Origin of the sequence: Caldimonas sp. (genome assembly GCF_046291045.1) — a bacterium.
Lineage (GTDB): Bacteria > Pseudomonadota > Gammaproteobacteria > Burkholderiales > Burkholderiaceae_C > Caldimonas.
This window is the reverse complement of the sequence record NZ_JBKBSL010000041.1, coordinates 1-23546: the sequence shown is the minus strand read 5'-3', so window position 1 is coordinate 23546 and position 23546 is coordinate 1. Positions and strand designations below refer to the sequence as shown.

Sequence of the window (23546 nt, the reverse complement as noted above, 5' to 3'; positions counted from 1 at the left end):
CGCGCTGGGGCGGCCTCGCGCAGCGACACGTCCATTCATCCTCCCTGGATGCGGCGGGTCCAGCCCGCTCGTGGTCACGTCATGGTCTCGGATGGAGCGGCGGGAGTATGTCCAGGGGACGCCCCTCCAGGGAAGGGGGCGGGCTTTGTTTTTACAAAGGGTTGCTCCGTGAAGCGAGCTGTTACCAGTACCGGGCGGCGCAGAGCATGCATCAAAAAAAACGCCCACCGGGAGGGTGGGCGAGGAAGTCCTGTGAAGGACGTCGTTGGGAGACTGTGGACTGACCAGCCGCGCGGCGCCTCGGAAGCGCACGGTGCGGCGGCCGGCAATCTGTGTGAGTGTCAGCCCCGTGTGACAGCACGGCGTCAATGTACCCTGACTGCCGTTGCGGCCCCATCCCTCGGAAGGGGGAAGGCGGGTGCGGGGCCCGCCTCGGCGCCCCCCTTTGGCAAGCTGCGTATGATCTTGAGGTTCATCAAGTCCGCGCCGCCGCGGTGATGACAAGCTCACCCCCAATCCCCTCTCAGGAGCGTTTCCATGAAGATCCTCGTGGCCGTCGATGGCAGTGCCTACACCAAACGTATGCTGGGCTATCTCGCCGCGCATGACGAGTTGTTCGGCGGCGCACACGATTACACGGTGTTGACCGCGGTGCCGGCCGTGCCCCCGCGTGCGGCGGCCGTGATCGACAAAGAGACGCTGGCCGAGTACTACGCCGACGAGGCCGAGAAGGTGCTCAAGCCGGTGCGCACCTTCTTCGACAAGCAGGGTCTGAAGTCCAAGACGGTGCACAAGGTCGGCCACCCCGGCGAGGTCATCGCCAAGATGGCGGACGCCGGCAAGTTCGACTTGGTGGTCATGGGCTCGCATGGCCACAGCGCACTGGGCAACCTGGTGATGGGCTCGGTGGCGACCTCGGTCATCGCCCATTGCAAGACGCCGGTGCTGCTGGTGCGCTGAGGCCCACAGTCCCGGCCTGCGCCATGGAGCCGGCCGCTCGACCGGCTCAGCGCACCGCAGCGGCGGGCGACGCCGGCCCTCGCAAACCGTCGAAGCAGGTCGACAGCAGGTAGCCGATGATCTGCTCGTCGCTGTGCTGGCCGCCGGCCTTCAGGAAACCCAGCACCGGATCGCAGGCGCGCGCGAACAGGGTGTAGAGCACCACCTCGGGCGGCAAGGCCGGATTGATCTGTCCGTCGGTCTGCGCCGCCACGATCCAGGCTCCCAGCCGGTCGCTCAGCGCAACCAGCCGGTCCATGTACCCGCGATTGGCGATCAGGGCCTGGCGCAGACTGGAGTTCTGCGAAGGCAGCGAAGGCATCTCGCCGGCCAGTTGCACTTCCAGGGTCCAGCGGGCGGTGGCCCGCAGCTTCTCGATGGGCGACAGCCCCGTGTCTGCGTCCAGCGGCGCGGTGAAGTCCAGTGCCCGCTGCAACACGCGGATCATCGCCGCGGCCGCCAATTCTTCCTTGGACGTGAAGTGCTTGTACAGGCTCGCCTTGGCGATGCCGACGTCGGCGGCGACTTCGTCCACCGTCATCACCTCGAAGCCCTTTTCCGCCAGCAGACGGTTGACCGACGAGACGATGGCGTCCTCGCGAGCGCGAAGCACCTGTTCCTTGAACGACATGCGGGCCATGGGCCGCATTGTAGACCCGCCGGCAAAGAAGCATACCCATCCGTCGAACTATTACCGTTTGGTCGTATGACAAACTAAACAGTTGAAATCATGAACTGGTGAGTTATATTTCCTGCGCGGCGACCGAAGCGTCTCGAAGACTTCGGACCCGGCGGGAGGGGAGTTCCGGAACACGTTCAGGAGATCCCTATGACTCGATGGTTGAAATACTTGGTGGCGGCCTCCTCGGTCGCCTTCCTGGCCGCCTGCGGCGGCGGTGACGATGACGACGACACGGCCACAGCGCCCAGCATCGTCGAAATTGCGCAAAGCGACCCGAACTTCAGCACCCTGGTGGCCGCGGTGGTCAAAGCGGACCTGGTGGCCACGCTCTCGGGGGACACCCAACTCACGGTTTTTGCCCCCACCAATGCGGCGTTCGACGCAGCGGCCCGCGCGATCGGCCTGGCCGACGGTGCGACGCTGGTGAGCGACCTGCCGGCCGACGCCCTGGCGAAGATCCTCACCTATCACGTGGTGGCCGGGGACAATCCTTCCACGGCCCTGACGGCCGGCCCCTTGAACACGCTCTACAACTTCGAGGGCGGCCCCGCCGTGCTGGGCCTGAGCTTGGGGGGTGGCGTGACCCTGACGGACGCACTGGGGACCACGGCCACCGTCTCCACGCCGGACATCGATGCCCGCAACGGCGTGGTGCATGTGATCGACAAGGTGCTGGTGCCTCCTGGCGTGCTGAACCTCGTGCAGATGGCCCAGCTCCATCCGGCGTTCTCCACCCTGGTCTCGGCCGTGGTGGAAGCCGACTTGGCCGCCACACTGTCCGCCACCGGCCCCTTCACGGTGTTCGCCCCCACGAACGACGCCTTCGCGGCGGCGCTGGCCGAGCTGGGCTTGACGGCCGAACAGCTGCTGGCCTCGCCCGACTTGGCCGCCATCCTGACCTACCACGTGGTGAGCGGCGATGTGCGCGCGGCCGACGTGGCGGCCCTTGTGAGCAGCGGGCCGGTGGATGTGACGACCGTCCAGGGCGCCACCTTCCGTGTGGGCACCGACCTTCGCATCACCGACGGCCGCTCGCGCACGGCCACCCTCCTCGCCACCGATGTGGTGGCCAGCAACGGGGTGATCCATGTGATCGATGCGGTCCTCCTGCCACCCGTTGCCCCCTGAGTCTCGTTCCCTTCAACCAAGGAGTGTTGCCATGAAGAAGCTGTTGATCGCCACCGTCCTGGGCTTTGGCCTGAGCGCTGCCGCTTGGGCCAAGGACATCGTCGATACCGCCGTCGCCGCCGGCTCGTTCAAGACCTTGGTGGCCGCGGTCCAGGCCGCCGGGCTGGTCGAGACGCTCAAGGGCCCGGGCCCCTTCACGGTGTTCGCCCCCACCGACGAAGCGTTTGCCAAGATCCCGAAGGCCCAACTCGATGCCTTGCTGGCCGACAAGGCCAAGCTGACCGCGGTGCTGACCTACCACGTCGTGCCCGGCAAGGTCATGGCGGCTGACGTCAAGGCCGGCAAGGTCAAGACCGTGCAGGGCCAGGAGCTGACCATCGGCACGACGGGCGGGGTGACGGTGGACAACGCCCGCGTGACGGCCACCGACGTGACCGCGAGCAATGGTGTGATCCATGTGATCGACACCGTGGTGATGCCCCGCTGATCGCTGCGGGCATGTCCCTGAGGGCGGCCGTGCGCCGCCCGCACCGAGCGGCCCGCCTCAGGCGGGCCGTGCTTCAAACGCCGTCGTGGCTGTACACGTCCTCGATGCGGCGTGCGGGTGTGTCCTCGTCACCGCGGCCATGGTGCGCCGGGGCGGGCACGGTGCCTCCCAGGCGGGCCTCCAGGCCGAGCTCGGTGCCCAGGTCGGCGGGGTCGGGTTCATAGGCAGGCGCCGCCGGGGCGGGAGCGCGGTTCCACAGGGGCAGCGAGAAGCGGGCCATGATGCACCTTCCTTGCGGGCACGGCCGAGGGGCGGTGCCTTGTCTCATCTCATGCATCGGCAGTGTGGGCCGCTCCTGTAGCCCGCGATATCCCGAATTGGAGGGGGATGTGGCGACATTTGCACAAGCTGGGCCCCTCAGCCAGGGGGCTCGGCCCGTCTCGTCAGGCCCCTCGGGGGCCGGGGTCGCCCGCATGCTCGGGCTGCACGCCCGCATGACCGGACTCCACGACGTAGACCGCCTGCGTGTGCAGTCGGGCATCGGCGGGCACCGGAAAGCGCGTAGCGCGGAACTCGGCGCGCGCGCGGTGCGCGTCCAAGCTCAGCAGCACGTAGCCGCGCTCATCCGAGCGTGCGTGCCGCAGATCCGGGTTGCTCGAGCGTATCAGGCCTAGCGCGTAGCCCGGCAGGCCGCGGGTGGTGATCGAGCTGGTGACGAACTCGCTGGCCACCACCGGGGAACGGGGGTCGTTGGGGATCACGCGCAGATCCGCCGCGACGTGGCGGTGCACGTCGCCCCCCAGGGCGATGACGTCGGCCAAGCCGGCCTGCGCGACAGCCGACAGCAGCCGCTCGCGCGCGGCCGGATAGCCGTCCCAGCCGTCGGTGAAGAGGCGGGGGCCCAATGGCGTGTTCACGCCCCAGGGGCTGATCTGGCTGGCCTGGCCGAGCAGCTTCCACTGCCGGGGGCTGTCGGCCAGGCTGCGCTGCAGCCAGCGTTCCTGCTCGAACCCCAGCATCGTGCGTTGCGGGTCGGACAGCTCCGGGCACGGGGCGGCCAGGCGCCCGCCCACCGGGCGCTCGGCGCTGGGGCAGGCCTGGACGGACCGGTACTGTCGGCCATCGAGTGTCCACAGCTCGGCCAGCCGACCCCAGGCCAGGCGGTGGTGCAGGCGCAGCTGCGGTCCCTGGGGCGCCATCCACGGCGCCAGCGGCAAGTGCTCGAAATAGGCTTGGTAGGCCGCGGCGCGCAGGGCCAGGAAGGCCTGCGGGTCCGGGTGCCGCGGGCTGCGGTCGTCGGCGTAGTCGTTCTCGACCTCGTGATCGTCCCAGGTCAGCACCCAGGGGTGGGCGGCATGCGCGGCGCGCAGATCGGGGTCGAGCTTGTATTGGGCGTGGTGGCGCCGGAACTCCGCCAAGGTGGTGGGCCGCGGGCCGTGGCGGCGCACCCGCAAGTTCGGGTCGCTGGTCTCGTAGAGGTAGTCGCCCACGAAGAGCACGAGGTCGAGATCCTGCCGAGCGATCTCGCGGTGCGCGGCGAAATGGCCCTGCTCGTAATGCTGGCACGACGCCAGGGCCAGGCGCAGCAGGCCCACGTCGGCATCAGCGGCCGGCGCGGTGCGCGTGCGTCCGACGGGGCTGGTGGCGCCGCCGCAATGGAAGCGGTAGTGATAGGTGCGAGCGCTGGGCAGGCCCCTGACGTCCACGTGCACGGCGTGCGCGCGCTCGGGCCCGGTCCACGCCTCGCCGCGCTGGCGCACTTGCCGAAAGTGCTCGTCGTCGGCGATCTCCCACTGCAGCTTCACCGCCACCGCGGGCAGGCCGCCGTCGGGCTGCAGCGGCTGCGGCGCCAGCCGGGTCCACAGCACCACACCGTCAGGCCGCGGCATGCCGCTGGCCACGCCCAGCGTGAACGGGTCGTCGGTCATGCGCAGGGCCTCGGGCCGGGCCTGCACCGGCGCAGCCAGCCGTGCCAGCGCCAGGGCGGCGCCGGCGCGCGCGAGCTGCACGAGGGTGTGGCGGCGGCTGGGCAGGGCGAGCATGGTGCCCCGCATTGTCGCGCGCTGGGGCTCGGGGCGAGCCTCAGGACGGGGGCTCCAGCACCTGGCACGCACCGGCCGCCAGGGCCTGGCCGATGCGGTCGAGCAGGCTGGCGCGCGCGACGGGGCGCCGTTCATCGCCCAGCTTCCATTGGTGCCAGTGCAGGGCCACGGGCAGACGCACGTCGGGGTGCAGCACTTGCAGCTCGCCGCGTTCCAGATGGGTGCGCACCTGCAGCAGCGGAGCCACGCCCACGCCCCAGCCCATCACGGCCGCGCGCACATAGGCGTCGGACGAGGGCACGAAGCGTTCCCGCAGTCGGGGGCTGCGCACGCCGAAGGCACGGCTCACCCACTGCGCCTGCATGTCGTCCTTGCGGTTGAAGACCAGGAAGGGCACGTGGGCGAAGTTGCGCCGGTGCAAACCCTGAGGCAGCTCGCGCGCGATGAAGGCCGGGCTGGCCACCGCCACGTAGGGCATCACGCCCAGGGGGGTGACGCGGCAGCCCTGCAGGGCGCGGCGCACGGTGCTCACGCAGCCCAGCACCGCGCCCTGGCGCAACCAGTCGTGGGTGAAGTCCTGGTCGTCCACCACCAGCTCCAGCGAGACGCCTTCATGCACCAACGCATCGAGCGCCGGCGGCACCCAGGTGGCCAGGCTGTCGGCGTTCACGGCAATGGGCAGCCGGTCGTCACCACCGCCGGCCGCTTCGAGCTCGCGGGCCACGTCGGCGCGCAGTGCCTGCCACTGGCGCGCAAAGCGCAACAGCACCTTGCCCGGCTCGGTCAGACGCAAGGGCCGTGCGCGCACCACCACGGGTTGGCCCAGCCGAGCCTCCAGGGCCCGCAGGCGCTGCGAGACGGCCGATTGCGTGATGGCCAGCCGCGCGGCGGCTCGCTCGAAGCTGCCCTCGTCCACGAGAGCGGCCAGGCATTCCAGGGCGGCAGGGTCCAGGTCATTCATAAGTGACGCTAATGTAATCGGAATAATATTCATCCAGCTTCACCACAGCCCCTCCCCTGCCGACAATGGCTGGATGTTGGCCCTAGACCCGACCCGCGATGCGTTCGTCCTGAACTCGCCCGCCCTGATGGCGGCGGGGCTGCAGGGCTTCGTCGCGATGGCCGGGCTGATCGTGGCCATCGGGGCGCAGAATGCGCTGGTGCTGCGCCAGGGCCTGGCCCGCCGGCATGTCGGCGCCGTGGTGGCCGTGTGCATCCTGTCCGACTGGGCGCTGACCCTGGTGGGGGTGATGGGCCTGGGCCGCTGGCTGGCCGCCTCGCCGTTGTGGATGGAGGTGATGCGCTACGGCGGGGCGGCTTTCCTGCTCGCCTATGGGGCGATGGCGGCCCGGCGCGCCTGGTCTGGCGCCTCGGCCGGCCTGGTCGCTGAAGGGGCCGACCGCGGCCTCGTGCCCACACTGGCGGCGGCGCTGGCGATGACCTACCTCAACCCCCATGTCTACCTGGACACCGTGGTGCTGATGGGGGCGCTGGGTGCGCAGCATCCGCAGGCGGCCCGCTGGGCCTTCGTGGCCGGCGCGGGTGCGGCCTCGGCCGCCTGGTTCGGTCTGCTGGGCTACGGGGCTCGCCTGGCCTCGGGCTGGTTGCGTCGCCCCGAGGTGTGGCGGGCCCTGGACGCGGTGATCGCCGCGGTGATGTGCTGGATCGCGGCGCAACTGCTGCTGCAACCCCTGGGGGCGCCCGGGGTCTGAACCTTGGCAGGCTTTCCGTTTCTCGAAGGAGTCGATCATGCGAGTCATCGTCCTGGGCGCCGGCATCGTGGGCGTCAGCACGGCCTGGTACCTGCTTGAGGAGGGCCACGACGTCACCGTGATCGATCGTCAGCCCGATGCCGCGCTGGAGACCAGCTTTGCCAACGGTGCGCAGATCTCAGTGAGCTTTTGCGAACCCTGGGCCAGTGCGGGCGCGCCGCTGAAGGTTTTGAAGTGGCTGGCACGCGACGACTCGCCGTTGCTGTTTCGCCCCCGTCTCGACCCGCAGCAGTGGCTGTGGGGGCTGCGCTTCCTCACTCAGTGCAACGACAAGGCTTTCGAGCGCAATGTGCGCCAGCTCGTCGCCCTGGGCCGCTATAGCCAAGAGTCGCTGCGAGCACTGGTGGAGCGCACCGGCATCGAGTACCAGCGCCTGGAGCGCGGCATCTTGCATTTCTTCTCCACGCCGAAGGAATTCGACGACGGTGCGGCCGGCGCCGAGCTGATGCGCAAATACGGCGTGGACCGCCGCGTGCTCAGCCGCGAGGAGGTGCTGAAGGTGGAGCCCGCGCTGGCTGCTTACGGGCCCCACATCGCCGGCGGCACCTACACCCCCAGCGACGAGTCGGGCGACGCCCGTGTCTTCACCCAGCAACTGGCGCGCCTGTGCGCACAGCGAGGGGCGCGCTTTCTCTACGAGCACGACATCTTGGGCTTGGAGGCCGGTGGTGGCGAGCTTCGCGGCGTGCGCGTGGGCGACATGCGCAGCGGCCGCCAGCACACCCTCGTGGCCGACGCCTACGTGGCGGCGATGGGCTCGTACACCGCTGCGCTGCTGCGCCCGCTGGGGGTGTCGCTGGCCATCTACCCGGCCAAGGGCTATTCGGCCACGCTGCGGCTGAAGCACCCCGACAAGGCCAGCGTCGTGAGCCTGCTCGACGACAGCCGCAAGATCGCCATTTCGCGCCTGGGCGAGTTCGTGCGCATCGCCGGCACCGCCGAGCTGGCCGGCTACGACACCCGTCTGGACACGCCCACCGCCCAGGTGCGCTGCCAGGCGCTGCTCAAGCGCTACGAGCAGCTCTTCCCCGGCGTGGCCGATCTGTCCGAACCCAACTTCTGGGCCGGCCTGCGCCCGAGCACGCCCTCGAACATCCCCTACATCGGCCGCACCCGCCTGCAGCGGCTGTGGGTGAACGCCGGCCACGGCACGCTGGGCTGGACGCACGGCGCCGGCTCGGGCCGCGCCTTGGCCGAGCTGATGAGCGGCAAGCGTCCGGCGCTGGACTTTGGCTTCTGCGGGCTGCCGCCCGCGCCGATGGGGGCGTCCGGTCTGCGCCGCGCGGCGGCCTGATCAGCTCTGGGCCGTCCGTCTGCGCTGGTGGGCCTGTCCGGCCGCCACGATGCGCTCGCGCATCCAGACATGGGCCGGATGCCGGTCGTTGCGCTGGTGCCATAGCACCTCCACGTGCACGCCCTGCAGGGCCAGCGGGATCGGCTGGATCGCCAACTCGTCTTCGAAGCCGGTGGCAGGCAGGAATTCGTAGGGCAGCACGGTCAGCAGGTCCGAGCCCGTGACCACACGCCCGGCAGTGAAGAACTGGTTGACCGTGAGCACCACGCGCCGGGTGCGGCCCAGCGCGGCCAGGGCCTCGTCGACGAAGCCGTGCGCGCGGCCGGAAAAGCTCACCAGCAGGTGATGGGCCTCACAGAAGCGGTCGAGCGTGAGGGGGCCCTCGGCCAGCGGATGGCCCTTGCGCATCACGCATACGTAGTGCCCGTCGTACAGCCGCTGGTGGTGGATGGTGGCCTGGCCGCCTTCGGCCTCCAGCGCGGCCACGGCCTGGGGAAAGTAGCCCACCGCAAAGTCGGCCTCGCCGCGCTCGAGCCAGGGACGCGGGTCGCGGGTGGTGAGCGGCAGCACGCGCACGTTGGTCAGGGCCTGGGTCGATTCGATGGCCTGCACCAGGGCCGGCAGCAAGGTGGCGGCGGTGGCGTCGGCCATCGCCAGGCGGAAGGTGGCCTCCTGGGTGCGCGGATCGAAGCTGCGTGGCTCGATGGCCTCGCGCAGACGGTCGAGCGCGGCACGCACCTCGGGCCACAGGGCTTCGGCCTTCGGGGTGGGCTTCACGCCAAAGGCGGTGCGCGTGACGAGCTCGTCGCCCAGTGCCTCTCGCAGCCGACGCAGGGCGTTGCTGACGGCCGGCTGCGTCATGGCCAGGCGTTCGGCGGCACGCGTCAGGTTCTGCTCGGCCATGACCTGGTCGAACACGCGCAGCAGGTTGAGATCGAGCGTGCGGAAGTTCATCACGCCATCATGTCATAACCAATGTGAATGTCTGTGATTCTGACAATCCATTGGCAACATACCTAGGGATTACCCTAGACTCTCTTCCAACACGTCAAGGACGGCGTGTACGGAAAGGAAAACACCATGTCTGCCACCACCATCAAGCTCCCGTCGGCTTCGGTCCACACCGCCGCCCCGCGCGGTGCGGCTTGGGCAGCCAGCATCTTCGCCTCGGTTCTGAACGGTCTGCGCGCCGTGGGCCGCCACATCGTCGAACAGCGCCGCCTGTGGGCCGAGACGCGCGCCATCCAGGAGATGCTGCGTCTGGCCGACACCTACAGCGCCAGCCAGCCCGGTTTTGCCGCCGAGCTGCGAGCCGCGGCAATGCGCCTGCAGTCCTCGCGAGACGAGTGAGCGCTCACAAAAAATGATCGCCCGTCCCGGAGCGGGCGCAGCGTGCAGCCGCCCCCAAGGGCGGCTGTCGTCATGAGCCGGCGATCCGGGGTCGCCGGCGCTTGCCAACCCCGCAGAGCCTCAGGCGGCCAGGCGGCGGGCCAGCCTTTCCTTGGTCTCGACCAGTTCTTGAGGCAGGCGGTGCGAGAGCTGCTGGAAGAGCTCGTCGTGCAGCCGCAGTTCGTGCTGCCACGCGGCGAGGTCGAGGTGGGTCACTTGGCCGTACTGCTGGGCGCTGAAGTCCAGGCCGTCCCAGTGCAGGTCTTCATAGCGCGGGGTCACGCCGAAGATGTGTTCCTCGCCCCGGCCATGGCCCTCGATGCGGTCGATCATCCACTTCATCACGCGCATGTTCTCGCCGAAACCCGGCCACACGAAGTTGCCGGCTTCGTCTTTGCGGAACCAGTTGACGGTGTAGATGCGCGGCAGCCGGGCGCCGCTGGCCTGCAGCTTCTTGCCCAGATCGAGCCAGTGCTGGAAGTACTCGGCCATGTTGTAGCCCGCAAAGGGCAGCATCGCAAAGGGGTCGCGGCGCACCACGCCTTGCTGGCCAAAGGCCGCGGCGGTGGTCTCCGAGCCCATGGTGGCGGCCATGTAGACGCCTTCCACCCAGTTGCGGGCTTCGGTCACCAGCGGCACGGTGGTGCTGCGGCGGCCGCCGAAGATGAAGGCGTCGATGGGCACGCCGGCGGGGTCGTCCCAGGCGGGGTCGAGCGCGGGGTTGTTGGTGGCCGCCACGGTGAAGCGGGCGTTGGGGTGGGCGGCCTTGCGGCCGGTCTCTTGGGCGATCTGCGGCGTCCAGTCCTGGCCTTGCCAGTCGATGGCGTGCTCGGGGGCCGGGCCCATGCCTTCCCACCACACGTCACCGTCGTCGGTGAGCGCCACGTTGGTGAAGATCACGTTCTCGCGCAGCGAGGCCATGCAGTTGGGATTGGTCTTCTCGTTCGTGCCCGGGGCCACGCCGAAGTAACCGGCCTCGGGGTTGATGGCATACAGGCGGCCGTCCGGGCCGGGTTTGATCCAGGCGATGTCATCGCCGATGGTCGTGACCTTCCAGCCCTCGAAGCCCTTGGGCGGGATGAGCATCGCGAAGTTGGTCTTGCCGCAGGCGCTGGGGAAGGCGGCGGCGATGTGGTACTTCTTGCCCTGGGGGCTGGTCACGCCCAGGATGAGCATGTGCTCGGCCAGCCAGCCTTGCTCGCGGCCCATCGTGGAGGCGATGCGCAGCGCGAAGCACTTCTTGCCCAGCAAGGCGTTGCCACCGTAGCCCGAGCCATAGCTCCAGATCTCGCGGGTCTGGGGGTAGTGGACGATGTACTTGGTCTGGTTGCACGGCCAGGTGACGTCTTTCTGCCCGGGCTGCAGCGGTGCACCCACGGAGTGGACGCAGGGCACGAACTCGCCGTCGGTGCCCAGCACGTCGAAGACGGCGCGGCCCATGCGCGTCATGATGCGCATGTTCACGGCCACGTAGGGGCTGTCGGACAGTTCGATGCCGATGTGGGCGATGGGCGAACCCAGCGGGCCCATCGAGAAGGGCACCACGTACATCGTGCGCCCGCGCATGCAGCCCTTGAACAGGGCGTTCGGTCCTGTTTGCAAGGTGGCGCGCATCTCCTCGGGGGCCACCCAGTTGTTGGTGGGACCGGCGTCCTCCTTCTTCGGCGTGCAGATGAAGGTGCGGTCTTCCACGCGGGCTACGTCGCTGGGGTCGGTCACGGCCAGGTAGCTGCCGGGGCGCTTGGCGGGGTTCAGTTTCTTGAAGGTACCGGCGTCCACGAGCTGCTGGCACAACCGGTCGTACTCGGCCTGGCTGCCGTCGCACCAGTAGATGCGGTCGGGTTCGGTGAGGGCGGCGATCTCGGCCACCCAGGCCAGGACTTTGGCGTTTCTCACGAAAGCGGGGGCGTCGAGGCGCAAGCCCTGCATCAAGGGTTGGTTCATGGTCACTCCAAACATGAAAAGCCGAAAGCGGGATTTGGAGAACCTCGGACGGGAACAGCCGGGAGATGCAGGTGCAACGCAAGCCGGCGCTCGGGGCTCGCCAAATGCCGCAGGGCCGGCCCGCCGGGCAGGCGGCGCACGGCGAGGCCGCCCCCATGGCGGGGGCGATGCCGACCCGTTCGGACTGCGTTGTGGGCAAGCCGGGCGAGCCGGAAGCGGCAGCCGGCGGGTGCGCCGGAAGGCCGCCCCTGCGAGGCAGCCACCCAGTGTAATCCGGCGGTAACTCGCCAACAGCATGGCGTTATGCAAGTTTGGTATGACAGCATGCCCACCACACCCCCGGCTGTGCGCGGATGGCCTTCGCCCCCAGGATTGATAAATGGAATAAAATCCCATTCAATGTGCTGCATGCCACAACCCGGTCCTGAGCCCCTCCTGCCGTCCGGCCCGTGTGCGGCTGGCGAGGCGCCGTGCAGCCCGGTGGAGGTCTTGCTGCCGTTGGGGCAGGGGGGCGCCGACCGGCGGCCCCGAGGCTCCCTGGTCGGGACCAGCGACCTCGAGGGTGCCCTCGACCAGCTGCGGCGCTTGCAGGCCTTGGTGGCTGGCGCTATGGGGTCATCGGGCCGCTGAGGTCAGGCCGGCCGCCCGTGCCCTTGCCCCTCCTGGCGACGGCTGTCGTTAAGATGCGGCATCGCCCGACGAGTCTTCCGCCATGGCCTGCATTTCCCTTTCGCGTCGCCGCCTGCTGCGGGCCGCTGGCGCGGCGCCGCTTGCCGCTTGGTTGGGGCCGGCACGGGCCCAGCAGCGGCGCCCCCAGACGCAAGCCTTGCTGGTCGGGGTGGCCACCTCGTTGCACGACAGCGGGTTTGCGCTGCACATCCGTCGCGCCATCGCGCGCGACACCGGCCTGGCGGTGGACACGACCCCGGGCCCGAGCGAGCGCATGCTGGCCTTGCTGGAGCAGGGCGAGGTCGATGTGGCCATCACCCACGCGCCGCAGGCCGAGGAAGCCCTGCTCAGGCAGGGCTTGGTGCACGATCGGCGCTTCGTGGCGTCCAACCGCTTCGTCCTGGCCGGACCTCTGGAGCGTCCTGCCTCGCCGACCAAGGGCCGCAAGGCCCTGCCGCCGCGTGACCCGCTGGGCTTGGCGGGAGGCGTGGACGTGGCTGCGGCGCTGGCGCGGCTGGCGCAGGCGGGGGCCCAAGGACAGGCCCTGTTCCTGGCCCCGGCCGAGCGCACCGGTGCGCGCGCCAAAGAGCGCTCTTTGTGGCAGGCCGCGGGCCTGGAGCCCCAAGGGCCCTGGTACCTGCGTGCCGTCGGCGGCATGGCCGAGACCCTGGCCCAGGCCAATGAACGGGGGGCCTACGTCCTGGTGGACCGCGGCGTCTGGCTCGCTTCGCGGCAACGCGAGGGCCTGGGCATCGTGGTCGAAGGCGATGCGCGCTTGGCCGACCTCTACCATGCGATGCGGTCGTTCCGGGTCAATCACCCAGCCGGCAAGCTTTTCTTGGACTGGCTGACCGGGCCCACCGGGCGCCGCGCCGTCTCCTCGGCGCCGGGGGGCTACGGGGTGACGCCGCCGCGGGGCTGACGAGGACGGTGCCCGTGTCCCGCCGCGTGCTGTCAGTGCAGGTCGGATCCGCCCACCCGGTGACGATCCAGGGCCGTGAGGTGTCGAGCGCCTATGTCAAGCGGCCGCTCGAGGGGCCGGTGGCCGTGCGGCGCTTGGGCCTGCAGGGCGACGAGCAGGCCGATCTCAGCGTGCACGGCGGCTTGTCCAAGGCGGTCTATGCCTATCCGTCCGAGCACTACGGTTTCTGGCGCACCGTGCGCGCCCAGGCCCGCGTGGCGGCCTGGGACGACGAATTGCCGCCTGGCGCCTTGGGCGAGAACCTGACGCTCACCGGCCTGACCGAGGCCCAAGCCTGGATCGGCGACGTGCTGAGGTTCCCGGACTGCGCGCTGGCGATCAGCGAGCCGCGCTTTCCCTGCTTCAAGTTCGAGCATGCGATGGGTTTTCGGCAGTCGGTCCGGTTGATGGCGCAGTCGGGCTACTGCGGCTTTTACTTGGCCGTGCGAGAAGAAGGCACCGTGCGTGCCGGCGATGCCTTCGAGCTGGTGCCGGGCCCGCGCGAGGTGAGCATCGCCGAACTCTTTGCGGCGCGGATGCGGCGCTGAGCCCTCAGCCCAACCAGCCTCGGCGGCGCAGCCACCTGAACAACGGCCCGGCCAGCAGCACCACGGCGGCCATGCGCGTGACGTGGAAGGCCGTCACGATGGGCACGCCCAGTTGCAGCACCTTGGCGGTGATGCACATCTCGGCGATCCCGCCGGGCGAGGTGCCCAGCATCACCGTGGCCGGATGCAGGCCCACCCAGCGGGCCAGCACCCAGGCGAAGCCTGCGCACAGCACGATCATCGCCAGCGTGCCGACCGCCACGGTGGCCAGCCAGCGCGGGGCGGTGCGGACGAAGGCTGGCGAAAAGCGTGTGCCCAGGGCCACGCCGATGAAGACCTGGCCGAGGTGGGTCATCCACGCCGGCAGCGCCGACAGCTCGATGCCGCTGGCGGTGAGCGTGGCGGCCACGGCGAGCGAGCCCAGCACCCACGGCGTGGGCTTGCCCAGGAGCTGCAGCAACAGCGAGCCGGCACAGGTCAGCGCGATCAACAGCATCAGCCCGGCACCATGCACCTGGGCCGGACCGGGCACGAAGGGGTCCAGCCCGCGCAGGCCCAGCGCTTGGAAGCCGAAAGGGATGAGGATCACCACCAGCAGGATGCGCACGCTGTGGGCCGAGGCGACCAGATCCACCCGGCCGCCGTGGCGCTCGGCCAGCATCGCCATCTCCGAGGCGCCGCCGATCGCGCTGGCGAAGTAGGTGGTGGCAGCATCCAGGTCGGGCAGGCTGCGGTGCAGGCGCGCCAGCACCAGGCCAAAGGCCAGTCCCAGCGCCAGAGCCCAGGCGATGCCCACGACGATGCCGGCGGCGTGACGCACGACCACGCCCACCACCGAGGGGGTGAAGTACAGTCCCAGGGCCGTGCCGATGGCCCAATGCCCGGCGCTGCGCAGTACCAAGCTGCCCTCCAGCGGCAGCCCGGCCACGCAGCCGGCGGCCGCGACGAGCAAGGGGCCAATCATCCAAGGCAAGGGCGTGCCCAGCCCCTCGCAGGCCGCTCCGGCCAGCCCGGCCAGCACCAAGGTGGCCGCGATGCGCGCCGGACGGGGCAGGGAAGACAAGGCGCTCGCCATGGACAACTGCGGATCCTCGAAGCAAATGGCCCCAGATGCTAGACGATGAGGGCGCGGGGGCGGCCACGATGGCAACGTGTGCAGTCTGCCGGGAGGACAATGCGCGCGGTGCTCGCACGTCGGATCGGACAGCCCTCCGGGTGTTGCCTATAATGCGAATCGTTCTCATTAATAGTGGATGACGTGACCGCCGCCTCTTCTCCGGCCTCGAGCCCGTGGGCCGATCTGGACCTGAGTCGCCTGCCTCGCGTGGGTGAGCCGGGCCTGGGCCGCCGCGAACGCGTGCTGGCCTTGGCGGCCGTGGTGGCTGCCCATGTCGGGGCCGGCTGGGGGCTGCTGCAGCTCGAAACCGTGCGCACCGCGGTGGGCGCAGCCGCCCCGATCTTCGTGGAGTTCTTGACGGCGGCGCCCCCGCCGCCTGCTGCGGTGCCGCCCCCGCCTGCGCCGCCTCCGCCGCCGCGGCCCGTGGTGCGCAAGCCGCCCCCGCCGGCTCCGGTGATTGCCGCACCGGCCCCGCCCGATCCGGCGCCCGTGCCTTTCGTGGCGCCGCCCCCGCCGGTCGAACCCCCGCCGCCGCCCGAGCCGGCCGTGGCGCTCACTCCCCCGGCTCCGCCCGCGCCGCCGGCTCCTGCGGCGCCACAGCCCAAGACCGTGTCGGCCAGCGCGGTGCAGTACCTCAGCCCGCCGCGGGTCCAGTATCCGCCGCTGTCGCGCCGCTTGGGCGAGAAGGGCCGGGTGGTCCTGCTCGTGCTCGTGGATGAGCAGGGCCGGCCGCTGCAGGCTCGTGTGCAGTCGTCCTCCGGCTTTCAGCGCCTGGACGACGCGGCCGTCCACGCCATGCGCGGCGCGCGCTTCCGCCCCTACACCGAAAACGGCGTGCCCCAGGCCGTGTGGGTGCCCGCCCCCATCGTCTTTGATCTGGAGAACTGAACGTGACCCCTGAAACCACCCTGGGCTTCGGCCACTTCATCGCCCAGGCCGATGCCGTGGGCAAGGCCCTGCTCGTCGTGCTGCTGCTGATGTCGGCGATCTCCTGGTATTTGATCGTGATGAAGGGCATCACGGCCTTCCTGCGCCGGCGCCGCAGCGAGGCCTTCCTGAACTTCTTCTGGAATGCCAGCTCGCTGGAGCAGGTGCAAAACGAGATCGCCACGCATGGCGTGCGCGACCCTTTCTCGCACCTGACGGCTCATGCCATGCATGCCCAGGCCCACCACGCCAAATACGGCGCGGCCAAGCTGGAGGAGGCGGGCAGTGCGCAGGACTTCCTCACGCGCACGATGAAGAAGGTGCTCGACGAAGAGAACACCCGCCTGGAGAACGGCCTGACGGTGCTGGCCACCATCGGGGCCACGGCACCTTTCGTGGGCTTGTTCGGCACGGTCTGGGGCGTGTACCACGCGCTCGTGGCCATCGGCATGAGCGGTGCGGGCACGCTGGACAAAGTGGCCGGCCCGGTGGGCGAGGCGCTGATCATGACCGGCTTGGGCCTGGCGGTGGCCATCCCCGCGGTGATGGGCTACAACTGGCTCACCCGTAGCAATCGGGTGCTCACCGCCAAGCTCGATTCCTTTGCTTTCGACCTCTTTGCCTTCTTGTCCACCGGTCAAGCCCTGGGTGGGGCCCGCCCCGAGAACGTGCGGCCGCTCAAGCCCGCGACGAAGGCCTGAGCCTGGGGGAGACACACGATGGCCTTTGGCAGTTTCGACCAGAAATCCTCGGGCGCCCCGATGGCCGAGATCAACATGGTGCCGCTCATCGACGTGATGCTGGTGCTGCTGGTGATCTTCATCGTCACCGCCCCCTTGCTCACGCATTCGGTGAAGCTGGACCTGCCCCAGGTCAGCGCGCAGGAGAACCAGCTCAAGCCCGAGCGCATCGAGTTCGCCATTGATGCGGCCGGCACGCGCTACTGGAACGGCGAGGTGGTCACGCGCGAGCAGGCCATCGAACGCTTCAGGACCGAAGGCGCTCGGCCCGAGGGCCAGCGGCCCGAGGTGCACCTGCGTGCTGACCAGGCCGTGCCCTACCGATTCGTGGCCGAGACCCTGGCCGATGCCTCCAAGGCCGGCCTGAGCAAGATCGGGTTCATCAGCCAACCCGAACCCTAGACCCGGCGGACCGGCCCGCCGCCTTGCTGTCGTACCCAGGCCCCGCACGCGCTGCGTGACGGACCCAGGCAAAGCTCCCCCTCACCAGCAGCCTTGTTGGAGTTTTGCCATGTCTGCGTCTTTCCGTCCCGTTTTGCGAGCCGTGCCATGCGCCTACCTGCTCGCCCTGGGCCTGCCCGCCGCCGCCCAGGCCCCTGCGGTCGAGGCCTTGCCCGAGGTCACCGTCAGCGCCGATCGGGAGCGCGAGACGGCCACCAGCCCGGTGCCCGGCTACACCCCGCGCCGCGCGGCCAGCGCCACCAAGACCGACGCGGCCTTGTCGGAGACGCCCCAGTCGATCACCATCGTCACGCGCGACCTCATCACCGACACCGGGGCCACGGGCCTGCAGGACGCGCTCAACTACGCCGCCGGCGTGCGTTCCGATGCCTACGGGCTGGATTCGCGCACGGACTCGGCCCGCATCCGCGGCACCGACGCCGCCGAGTACCTCGACGGCCTGCGCAAGCACCTGAGCGGCTACTACACCAGCAACACCCGCACCGACCCCTACACGCTCGAACGCATCGAGGTGCTGCGCGGGCCCTCGGCCATGCTCTTCGGCCAGGGCAGCGTCGGCGGCCTGGTCAACATGGTCAGCAAGCGTCCGCTGGCCGAAGCCCAGCGCGAGGTGGGCGTGCAGTTGGGCAGCTTCCACCGCCAGCAGTTGCAGGCCGACCTGACCGGCCCCCTCACCGAGGACGGCCAATGGCTCTACCGCCTGGTGGCCGTGGGCCGCGACAGCGGCACGCAGGTGGATTACGTGCGTGACGACCGCAAGCTCGTGGCGCCCTCGCTGACCTGGCGTCCCAGCGACCGCACTTCGCTGACCCTGCAGGCCTTGTGGCAAGAGGACAAGACTGGCTCCACCTCGCAGTTCTTCCCCTGGGCCGGCATGGCGTCCGACAACCCCAATGGGCGCATCCCCACCGACACCTTCATCGGCGAGCCCGGCGTGGACCGTTACGACTCCCAGCGGCGCACCCTCGGTTGGCTGTTCGAACACCGCTTCAGCGACCACTGGGCGGTGCGCCAGAACCTGCGCTACTCCGACAACGAGGTCGTCTACCACACCATCTACGGGGATTCGTTTTCCGTGCCCGGCGGTTGGGCGGCTGACCCGGTGAACCAGCGCAGGCTCGGCCGCATCGGCTGGTTTCAGCACAACGAGCTGCGCCAGATCGCGGCCGATCAGCACCTCGAAGGGCAGTTCGACGCCGGCGCGGTGCGCCACCGCGTGCTGGCGGGCCTCGATGTGTCGCGCGCGACGGCGCGCACCGCCCAAGCCTACGTCCCGGCGGGCACGGCCATTCCCGACATCGATGTCTACGACCCGGTCTACACCGGGTTCACGGTGCCGACACTGACTGCCTTGCCGAAGAACACGCTGACCCAAACCGGTGTGTACGTGCAAGACCAGCTGCGCTGGGGCGATCACTGGGTGGTGGTGGCCGGTGTGCGGCATGATCGCGTGAACAACTCGACGGCCGGTTCGCCGGCGGCCAAGACCTCGGCCACCACGCACCGCTTGGGCCTGCTGTACGAGGCGGCCAACGGCGTGTCGCCTTACCTGAGCTACAGCGAGGCCTTCACGCCGGTGGCGGGACGCGACTGCAACGGCGATCTGCTCGAGCCCCAGCGCGGCAAGCAGTGGGAAGCGGGCCTCAAGTACCTCCCGCCGGAGCGGCAGATCGCCCTGGGGGCGGCGGTCTACGACCTGCGCGAGAAGAGCCGCTCGGTGTCGGGCTCCGGCCCGAACTGCGTCGAGCAAGTCGGCGAAACCAAGACCCGCGGTGTCGAGCTCGAGGCCAAGGCCACCGTGGCACGTGTGGTGGATGTCGTCGCCAGCTACACCTACACCGACATCGACGAGACGCTGGAGGCCCTGCCCGAGAACCAGGCCTCGGTCTGGACGAAGTACCGCTTCGCACTGGGCGGGACGCCAGGCTTTTCTGCCGGCTTGGGGCTGCGCTGGCTGGAGTCCTTCCGCAATGCGCCGGCGCCCATCACGCCCAGCGTGACCCTGCTCGATGCCTTGCTGGCCTGGGAGAACCCGACCTGGCGCGCGGCCTTGAACGTCACCAACCTGACCGACAAGACCTATGTGGCCACCTGCCTGGGCCGCGGCGACTGCTGGTACGGCGCACGCCGCACCGTCAACGCCACCGTCACCTACCGCTTCTGAACCGTCACCGCCAGCCCCGCTTGAAAGAGAGCCAGCCATGACCCGTCACTTCTGGGTGCTTGCCCACCGCTACGCCGGCTTGGCGATCGCGGGCTTCCTCGTGATCGCCGGCCTCACCGGCAGCCTGCTTGCCTTCTATGACGAGATCGACACCGCGCTCAACCCGGAGTTGATGCTCGTCGAAGACCGCAGCGATGTGCCGCTGCTCGACCCGCTCGTCCTGCGCGAGCGCGTCGAGAAAGCGCTGCCTGGCAACGCCCACCTGGACTACCACCCGCTGCACCGCGAGCCGGGCCGCTCGCACAAGCTCTATGCCTGGCGCCTGGTGGGCCCTGAGGGCGCCCAGAAGCTGCGCTTCTACGAGGTGTTCGCCAATCCCTACACCGCCGAGGTGCTGGGCGAGCGCGAGCGCGGTGCCTGGGTCTTCGACCGCGCCCACTTCATGCCGCTGATGTACCAGCTGCACTACGCGCTCACCATTCCCTATCCCTGGGGCATGTGGCTCTTCGGCGTGATCTCCTTCGTCTGGCTGTTCGACAGCTTCGTGGGCTTGTACCTCACGCTGCCGCGCCGCCGCGAGGGCTTCTGGAAGGGCTGGAAGCCGGCCTGGCTCGTGAAGTGGTCGGGCAGCACCTACCGCATCCACTTCGACCTGCACCGCGCGCTCAGCCTGTGGCTGTGGGGCATGCTCATCTTGTTCGCGGTGTCCAGCGTGAGCCTGAACCTCAAGGACGAGCTCTACCTGCCGGTGCTCAAGCGCATCGTGCCGACGGTCGATGCCCACGAGACCCTGCCCGACCTGCACCACGCCCCGCTGATGCAGGCCAACATGAGCTGGGAGCAGGCGCGCGAGCGCGGGCGCGAGCTCATGGCGGCGCGTGCGGTGCGCCATGGCTTCGTGATCGAGCAGGAAGACGCGATCATGTTCGCGCGTGAGCACGGCGCCTGGTACTACTCGGTGATGAGCGACCAGGACTTCGCCGACGACCACGGCCACACCGTCGTCTACTTCTCGGCCCAGGACGACCACGGCGCCGAGCTGGCCTTCGAGCATCCCAAGATCGCGCCGGGCAACACCTTCACGAGCTGGCTGGCCGCCTTGCACATGGGCAAGGTCTTCGGCCTGCCGTACCGGCTCCTCGTGCTCGTGATGGGGCTGGTGGTCGTGGTGCTCAGCGTCACCGGCATCGTGATCTGGTGGCGCAAGCGCCGCGGCCGTCGGGCCGTGCCGGCCGAGGCGGCGGCCTCCGCGACGCCGGCCCCGCGCATGCGCGAAGACCTGGCCTGAACCGCATTCCCTTCCTCAACCTTCCCGGAGTTGTCATGTCCGTGTCCCGGCCGCAGCACCTGCGCCCTCACCCTATCCTGCACGCCCTGGCCCTGTGGCTGGGCGCCACCGCCGCCTGGGCGGCCGATGAGCCCGTCGCAACGGCCGGCGAGGCCCTGCCGGCCGTCACCGTCACCGGCCAGTCCGAACGCGCCGCCACCGAAGGCCGCGACAGCTACACCACGCGCGCCACCCACACCGCCACGGGCCTGCGGCTCTCGCTGCGCGAGACGCCGCAGTCCATCAGTGTGGTCACGCGCACGCAGATCGACGACTTCGCGCTGCGCGACGTGCGCGACCTGCTGTCGGCCACCAGCGGCGTGCGCGTCGAGCGGATCGAGACCGACCGCACCTACTTCAGCGCCCGCGGCTTCGACATCACCCACTTCCAGGTCGATGGTCTGGGCCTGCCCTTTGCCACCGGCGACCAGCTCGGCGACATCGACACCGTGCTGTACGACCGCGTCGAGGTGGTGAAGGGCGCCAATGGCCTGAGCTCGTCCACCGGCAACCCTTCGGCCACCGTCAACTTCGTGCGCAAGCGGCCCACGCCCGGCTTTCAGGCCTCCGCCGGGCTTACGCTGGGGTCGTGGAACCAGCGCCGCCTGGATGCCGACGTGGGCGGTGCGCTCAACGAGGCCGGCAGCCTGCGCGCGCGCGTGATCGCCGCGGTGGAGGACAGGGATTCCTACCTGGACCGCTACCACCTGCGCAAGACCGTGCTGGGTGCGATGCTCGAAGCCGACCTCGGTCCCGACACCGTGCTGACCGGCGGCGTGAGCCAGCAGCGCAACCGTCCCGAAGGCATCATGTGGGGCGGCCTGCCGCTGCATCGAAGCGACGGCAGCCTCACGGATTACCCGCCTTCGGCCAGCAGCGCGCCTGGCTGGACCTACTGGCACACTGACGACACCCAGGCCTTCCTGGAGCTCGACCACGCCTGGGGTGGCGGCTGGCGCAGCCGGGCCACGGTGCTGCACCGGGAGCTGGGTTCCGACGCCGAACTCTTTTACGTGGTTGGCACGCTTAACCCGGACGGCACCGGCCTGAGCACCTTCCCCTCGGCCTATCGCCACCGCGAGCGCCAGTGGGTGGCCGATGTGAATCTCGGCGGCCCCTTCACCCTGGCAGGGCGCGAGCACGAGGCGCGTGTGGGCCTGAGCGGGTCGCGCAGCGTCAATGCATTGCGCTCGAGCTACGCCGGCGTGGGCGATCCGCTGAGCGAGGAGGACATGCTCGACGGCAGCACCCCGCGCCCCGATTTCGACAAGGAGCGGGTGGACGGCCACGCCGATTTCACCGACTACCGCCGCACGCTCTACGGTGTGGCCCGCTTCAACCTGAGCGACAACTTCAAGCTCATCACCGGCGCCAACCTGACACAGGCCCGCAGCGACGGCATCCAGTACGGCGAGACCCACCGCTACCGCAAGCTCAAGACGGCGCCCTATCTGGGCGCCCTGTACGACCTGGACGCCCACCACACCGTCTACGCGAGCTACACGAAAATCTACAACCCGCAGTTCAAGGTCGATGCGGCCAACCGCGTGCTCGACCCCCTCGAAGGCCGCAGCGTCGAGGCCGGCCTGAAGGGCGAGTGGTTCGAGGGCCGCCTCCAGGGCAACCTGGCGGTCTTCCGCGTGACGCAAAAGAACGACCCGGTCTATGCCGGCTTCGGCCCGAACGGCAGCTACTACGAGGGCATCGACGCCACCTCCACCGGCTTCGAGCTGGACTTGGCCGGCCGCCTGGGCCGCGACTGGGAACTCGCCGGCAGCTACACCCAACTGCGACTGGAGGACGAGGAGGGCAACGCCGCGCGCACCTTCGTGCCGCGCCGGATGTTCCGCCTGGCCGCCCGCTACCGTGTGCCGGCTCTGCCGGGCCTGAAGCTGGGCGCGGCCGTGAACTGGCAAAGCCGCAGCTATCGGGACGAGGCCCTGGCCGGCGGCGGCACCGCGCGCGTGCTCCAGGACAGCTACGCCCTGCTCGACCTGATGGCGCGCTACGAGATCAGCCGGCACCTGAGCGTCAGCCTGAACCTGCGCAACGCCACCAACGAGCGCTACATCAACAGCCTGTACTGGTCGCAGAACCACGCTGGGGCGCCCCGCCACGTGAGCGCCAGCCTGAACTGGACGTATTGAGCGCACAGACGGGATCCAGGGTATGCCAAAGCGTAGGACGGGGAGCCGGGCTGCATGGGGTGGACGAAAGTAGATCGCGCGACCTCGATCCCTTTGGCAAGCGGTTGTCACATTCGCTCACGACAAGAGTCTTGTCCCGGGCAGGAGCGGCGGCCTAGACTCGTTGGCTGCCGCATCTAACAAGACTCAAGGAGGTTCCGTTGTCGAAGATCGATCAGGAGGGCATGCTTGTGCATGCCCACGTGCAACATCGTCGGTTTCCCCAGATCGAACACGGGGCCTTAGAGGCCGCTCGCGCGATCGTCATCCATCAAACAGATGCGGCAGACGAGCAGGCAACGTTCTATGCCTATGCCCGTGGCGGGCATGGTGCGCATTTCTTGATCGCGAAAAACGGAACCCTGTACCAGACAGCGAGCCTTTTCAAGCGATGTTTTCATGTGGGGGCACGTATCAAATCACGCTGCCTGGAGCTGTTGAAAACGAACTGTCGCGACCCGGAGATTGCCAAGGCGCTCACCTTGGGATGGTCCGCTCAGATTGCCGCCATCAACGACATCGAAAGGCGCAAGACCTACCCCGACCGCTTCCCGGTCAACAGCGATTCCATCGGTATCGAGCTGGTTGGCGGTCCTTCGTCATTTCGTGTGGAACACAACAGTCACAATGACTCCTGGTCGTCGAGCCCGGTGGGCATGTGTGCAGGCCGCTGGCCGGCCTGTGCACATGTCCACGAGGCGTGTTTGA

22 protein-coding genes are annotated in these 23546 nt (G+C 69.2%); 15 read left to right on the top strand and 7 right to left on the bottom strand.

From position 1 onward, the window contains the following. The first annotated feature begins 537 nt into the window (after window positions 1-537). On the top strand, window positions 538-960 hold the full coding sequence (locus ACK4ZD_RS13220; RefSeq protein WP_409662929.1) for a universal stress protein: 423 nt from the start codon (window positions 538-540) through the stop codon (window positions 958-960). Between the two features lie 46 nt (window positions 961-1006). Here ACK4ZD_RS13220 and ACK4ZD_RS13215 read toward each other — a convergent pair whose 3' ends face one another. Beyond that, window positions 1007-1639: a TetR family transcriptional regulator gene (locus tag ACK4ZD_RS13215; protein WP_409662926.1), complete on the bottom strand. Its 633-nt coding sequence runs from the start codon at window positions 1637-1639 to the stop codon at window positions 1007-1009. A gap of 189 nt (window positions 1640-1828) precedes the next feature. Here ACK4ZD_RS13215 and ACK4ZD_RS13210 point away from each other — a divergent pair, with 189 nt between their 5' ends. Together ACK4ZD_RS13210 and ACK4ZD_RS13205 are read left to right on the top strand one after the other, a co-directional pair. After that, complete coding sequence (locus ACK4ZD_RS13210; protein ID WP_409662923.1) at window positions 1829-2809, top strand: fasciclin domain-containing protein; 981 nt, start codon at window positions 1829-1831, stop codon at window positions 2807-2809. Between the two features lie 31 nt (window positions 2810-2840). Then, complete coding sequence (locus ACK4ZD_RS13205; RefSeq protein ID WP_409662920.1) at window positions 2841-3296, top strand: fasciclin domain-containing protein; 456 nt, start codon at window positions 2841-2843, stop codon at window positions 3294-3296. Between the two features lie 73 nt (window positions 3297-3369). Here the strand turns inward: ACK4ZD_RS13205 and ACK4ZD_RS13200 are convergent, their stop codons facing one another. The 3 genes from ACK4ZD_RS13200 to ACK4ZD_RS13190 form a co-directional block, all read right to left on the bottom strand. Next, on the bottom strand, window positions 3370-3576 hold the full coding sequence (locus tag ACK4ZD_RS13200) for a hypothetical protein (protein WP_409662917.1): 207 nt from the start codon (window positions 3574-3576) through the stop codon (window positions 3370-3372). A 163-nt stretch (window positions 3577-3739) separates the two neighbouring features. Next, window positions 3740-5338, bottom strand: a complete 1599-nt coding sequence (locus ACK4ZD_RS13195) for an alkaline phosphatase D family protein (RefSeq protein WP_409662914.1) — start codon at window positions 5336-5338, stop codon at window positions 3740-3742. A 40-nt stretch (window positions 5339-5378) separates the two neighbouring features. Then, window positions 5379-6299 carry a LysR family transcriptional regulator ArgP gene (locus tag ACK4ZD_RS13190; protein WP_409662911.1) on the bottom strand — a complete coding sequence of 307 codons (921 nt, stop codon included), beginning with the start codon at window positions 6297-6299 and terminating at the stop codon, window positions 5379-5381. A 73-nt stretch (window positions 6300-6372) separates the two neighbouring features. On the opposite strand from ACK4ZD_RS13190, the gene ACK4ZD_RS13185 reads away from it, so the two are divergent. Further along, window positions 6373-7050 carry a LysE/ArgO family amino acid transporter gene (locus ACK4ZD_RS13185; RefSeq protein WP_409662908.1) on the top strand — a complete coding sequence of 226 codons (678 nt, stop codon included), beginning with the start codon at window positions 6373-6375 and terminating at the stop codon, window positions 7048-7050. A 37-nt stretch (window positions 7051-7087) separates the two neighbouring features. Continuing rightward, on the top strand, window positions 7088-8404 hold the full coding sequence (locus ACK4ZD_RS13180; protein ID WP_409662906.1) for a D-amino acid dehydrogenase: 1317 nt from the start codon (window positions 7088-7090) through the stop codon (window positions 8402-8404). Here ACK4ZD_RS13180 and ACK4ZD_RS13175 read toward each other — a convergent pair whose 3' ends face one another. Further along, window positions 8405-9358, bottom strand: coding sequence for a LysR family transcriptional regulator (locus ACK4ZD_RS13175; RefSeq protein ID WP_409662903.1), 954 nt, complete (start codon window positions 9356-9358; stop codon window positions 8405-8407). 126 nt (window positions 9359-9484) lie between these two features. Between ACK4ZD_RS13175 and ACK4ZD_RS13170 the strand changes: the two genes are divergently transcribed. Next, window positions 9485-9754, top strand: coding sequence for a hypothetical protein (locus ACK4ZD_RS13170; RefSeq protein ID WP_409662900.1), 270 nt, complete (start codon window positions 9485-9487; stop codon window positions 9752-9754). Window positions 9755-9874: 120 nt separating this feature from the next. Here the strand turns inward: ACK4ZD_RS13170 and ACK4ZD_RS13165 are convergent, their stop codons facing one another. After that, window positions 9875-11737, bottom strand: coding sequence for a phosphoenolpyruvate carboxykinase (GTP) (locus ACK4ZD_RS13165; protein WP_409662897.1), 1863 nt, complete (start codon window positions 11735-11737; stop codon window positions 9875-9877). Between the two features lie 712 nt (window positions 11738-12449). Between ACK4ZD_RS13165 and ACK4ZD_RS13160 the strand changes: the two genes are divergently transcribed. Both ACK4ZD_RS13160 and ACK4ZD_RS13155 read left to right on the top strand, forming a co-directional pair. Continuing rightward, window positions 12450-13328 (top strand): substrate-binding domain-containing protein, encoded by an 879-nt coding sequence (locus ACK4ZD_RS13160; protein WP_409662894.1) that lies wholly within the window; start codon window positions 12450-12452, stop codon window positions 13326-13328. An 8-nt stretch (window positions 13329-13336) separates the two neighbouring features. Then, complete coding sequence (locus tag ACK4ZD_RS13155; protein ID WP_409662891.1) at window positions 13337-13915, top strand: MOSC domain-containing protein; 579 nt, start codon at window positions 13337-13339, stop codon at window positions 13913-13915. A gap of 4 nt (window positions 13916-13919) precedes the next feature. Here the strand turns inward: ACK4ZD_RS13155 and ACK4ZD_RS13150 are convergent, their stop codons facing one another. Continuing rightward, window positions 13920-14990: an AbrB family transcriptional regulator gene (locus ACK4ZD_RS13150; RefSeq protein WP_409662889.1), complete on the bottom strand. Its 1071-nt coding sequence runs from the start codon at window positions 14988-14990 to the stop codon at window positions 13920-13922. Window positions 14991-15173: 183 nt separating this feature from the next. Here ACK4ZD_RS13150 and ACK4ZD_RS13145 point away from each other — a divergent pair, with 183 nt between their 5' ends. The 7 genes from ACK4ZD_RS13145 to ACK4ZD_RS13115 form a co-directional block, all read left to right on the top strand. Next, complete coding sequence (locus ACK4ZD_RS13145) at window positions 15174-15920, top strand: energy transducer TonB (protein ID WP_409662886.1); 747 nt, start codon at window positions 15174-15176, stop codon at window positions 15918-15920. 2 nt (window positions 15921-15922) lie between these two features. Further along, window positions 15923-16660, top strand: a complete 738-nt coding sequence (locus ACK4ZD_RS13140) for a MotA/TolQ/ExbB proton channel family protein (protein WP_409662883.1) — start codon at window positions 15923-15925, stop codon at window positions 16658-16660. A gap of 18 nt (window positions 16661-16678) precedes the next feature. Beyond that, window positions 16679-17101 (top strand): ExbD/TolR family protein, encoded by a 423-nt coding sequence (locus ACK4ZD_RS13135; RefSeq protein WP_409662880.1) that lies wholly within the window; start codon window positions 16679-16681, stop codon window positions 17099-17101. Window positions 17102-17210: 109 nt separating this feature from the next. Next, window positions 17211-19325, top strand: coding sequence for a TonB-dependent siderophore receptor (locus tag ACK4ZD_RS13130; protein WP_409662877.1), 2115 nt, complete (start codon window positions 17211-17213; stop codon window positions 19323-19325). Window positions 19326-19362: 37 nt separating this feature from the next. After that, the gene (locus tag ACK4ZD_RS13125; RefSeq protein ID WP_409662874.1) at window positions 19363-20613 is read left to right on the top strand and encodes a PepSY-associated TM helix domain-containing protein; all 1251 of its coding nucleotides are present in this window, start codon (window positions 19363-19365) and stop codon (window positions 20611-20613) included. Window positions 20614-20648: 35 nt separating this feature from the next. After that, on the top strand, window positions 20649-22799 hold the full coding sequence (locus ACK4ZD_RS13120; protein ID WP_409662872.1) for a TonB-dependent siderophore receptor: 2151 nt from the start codon (window positions 20649-20651) through the stop codon (window positions 22797-22799). Between the two features lie 200 nt (window positions 22800-22999). Beyond that, on the top strand, window positions 23000-23546 hold a 547-nt coding region (locus tag ACK4ZD_RS13115), incomplete at its 3' end, for an N-acetylmuramoyl-L-alanine amidase (protein ID WP_409662869.1).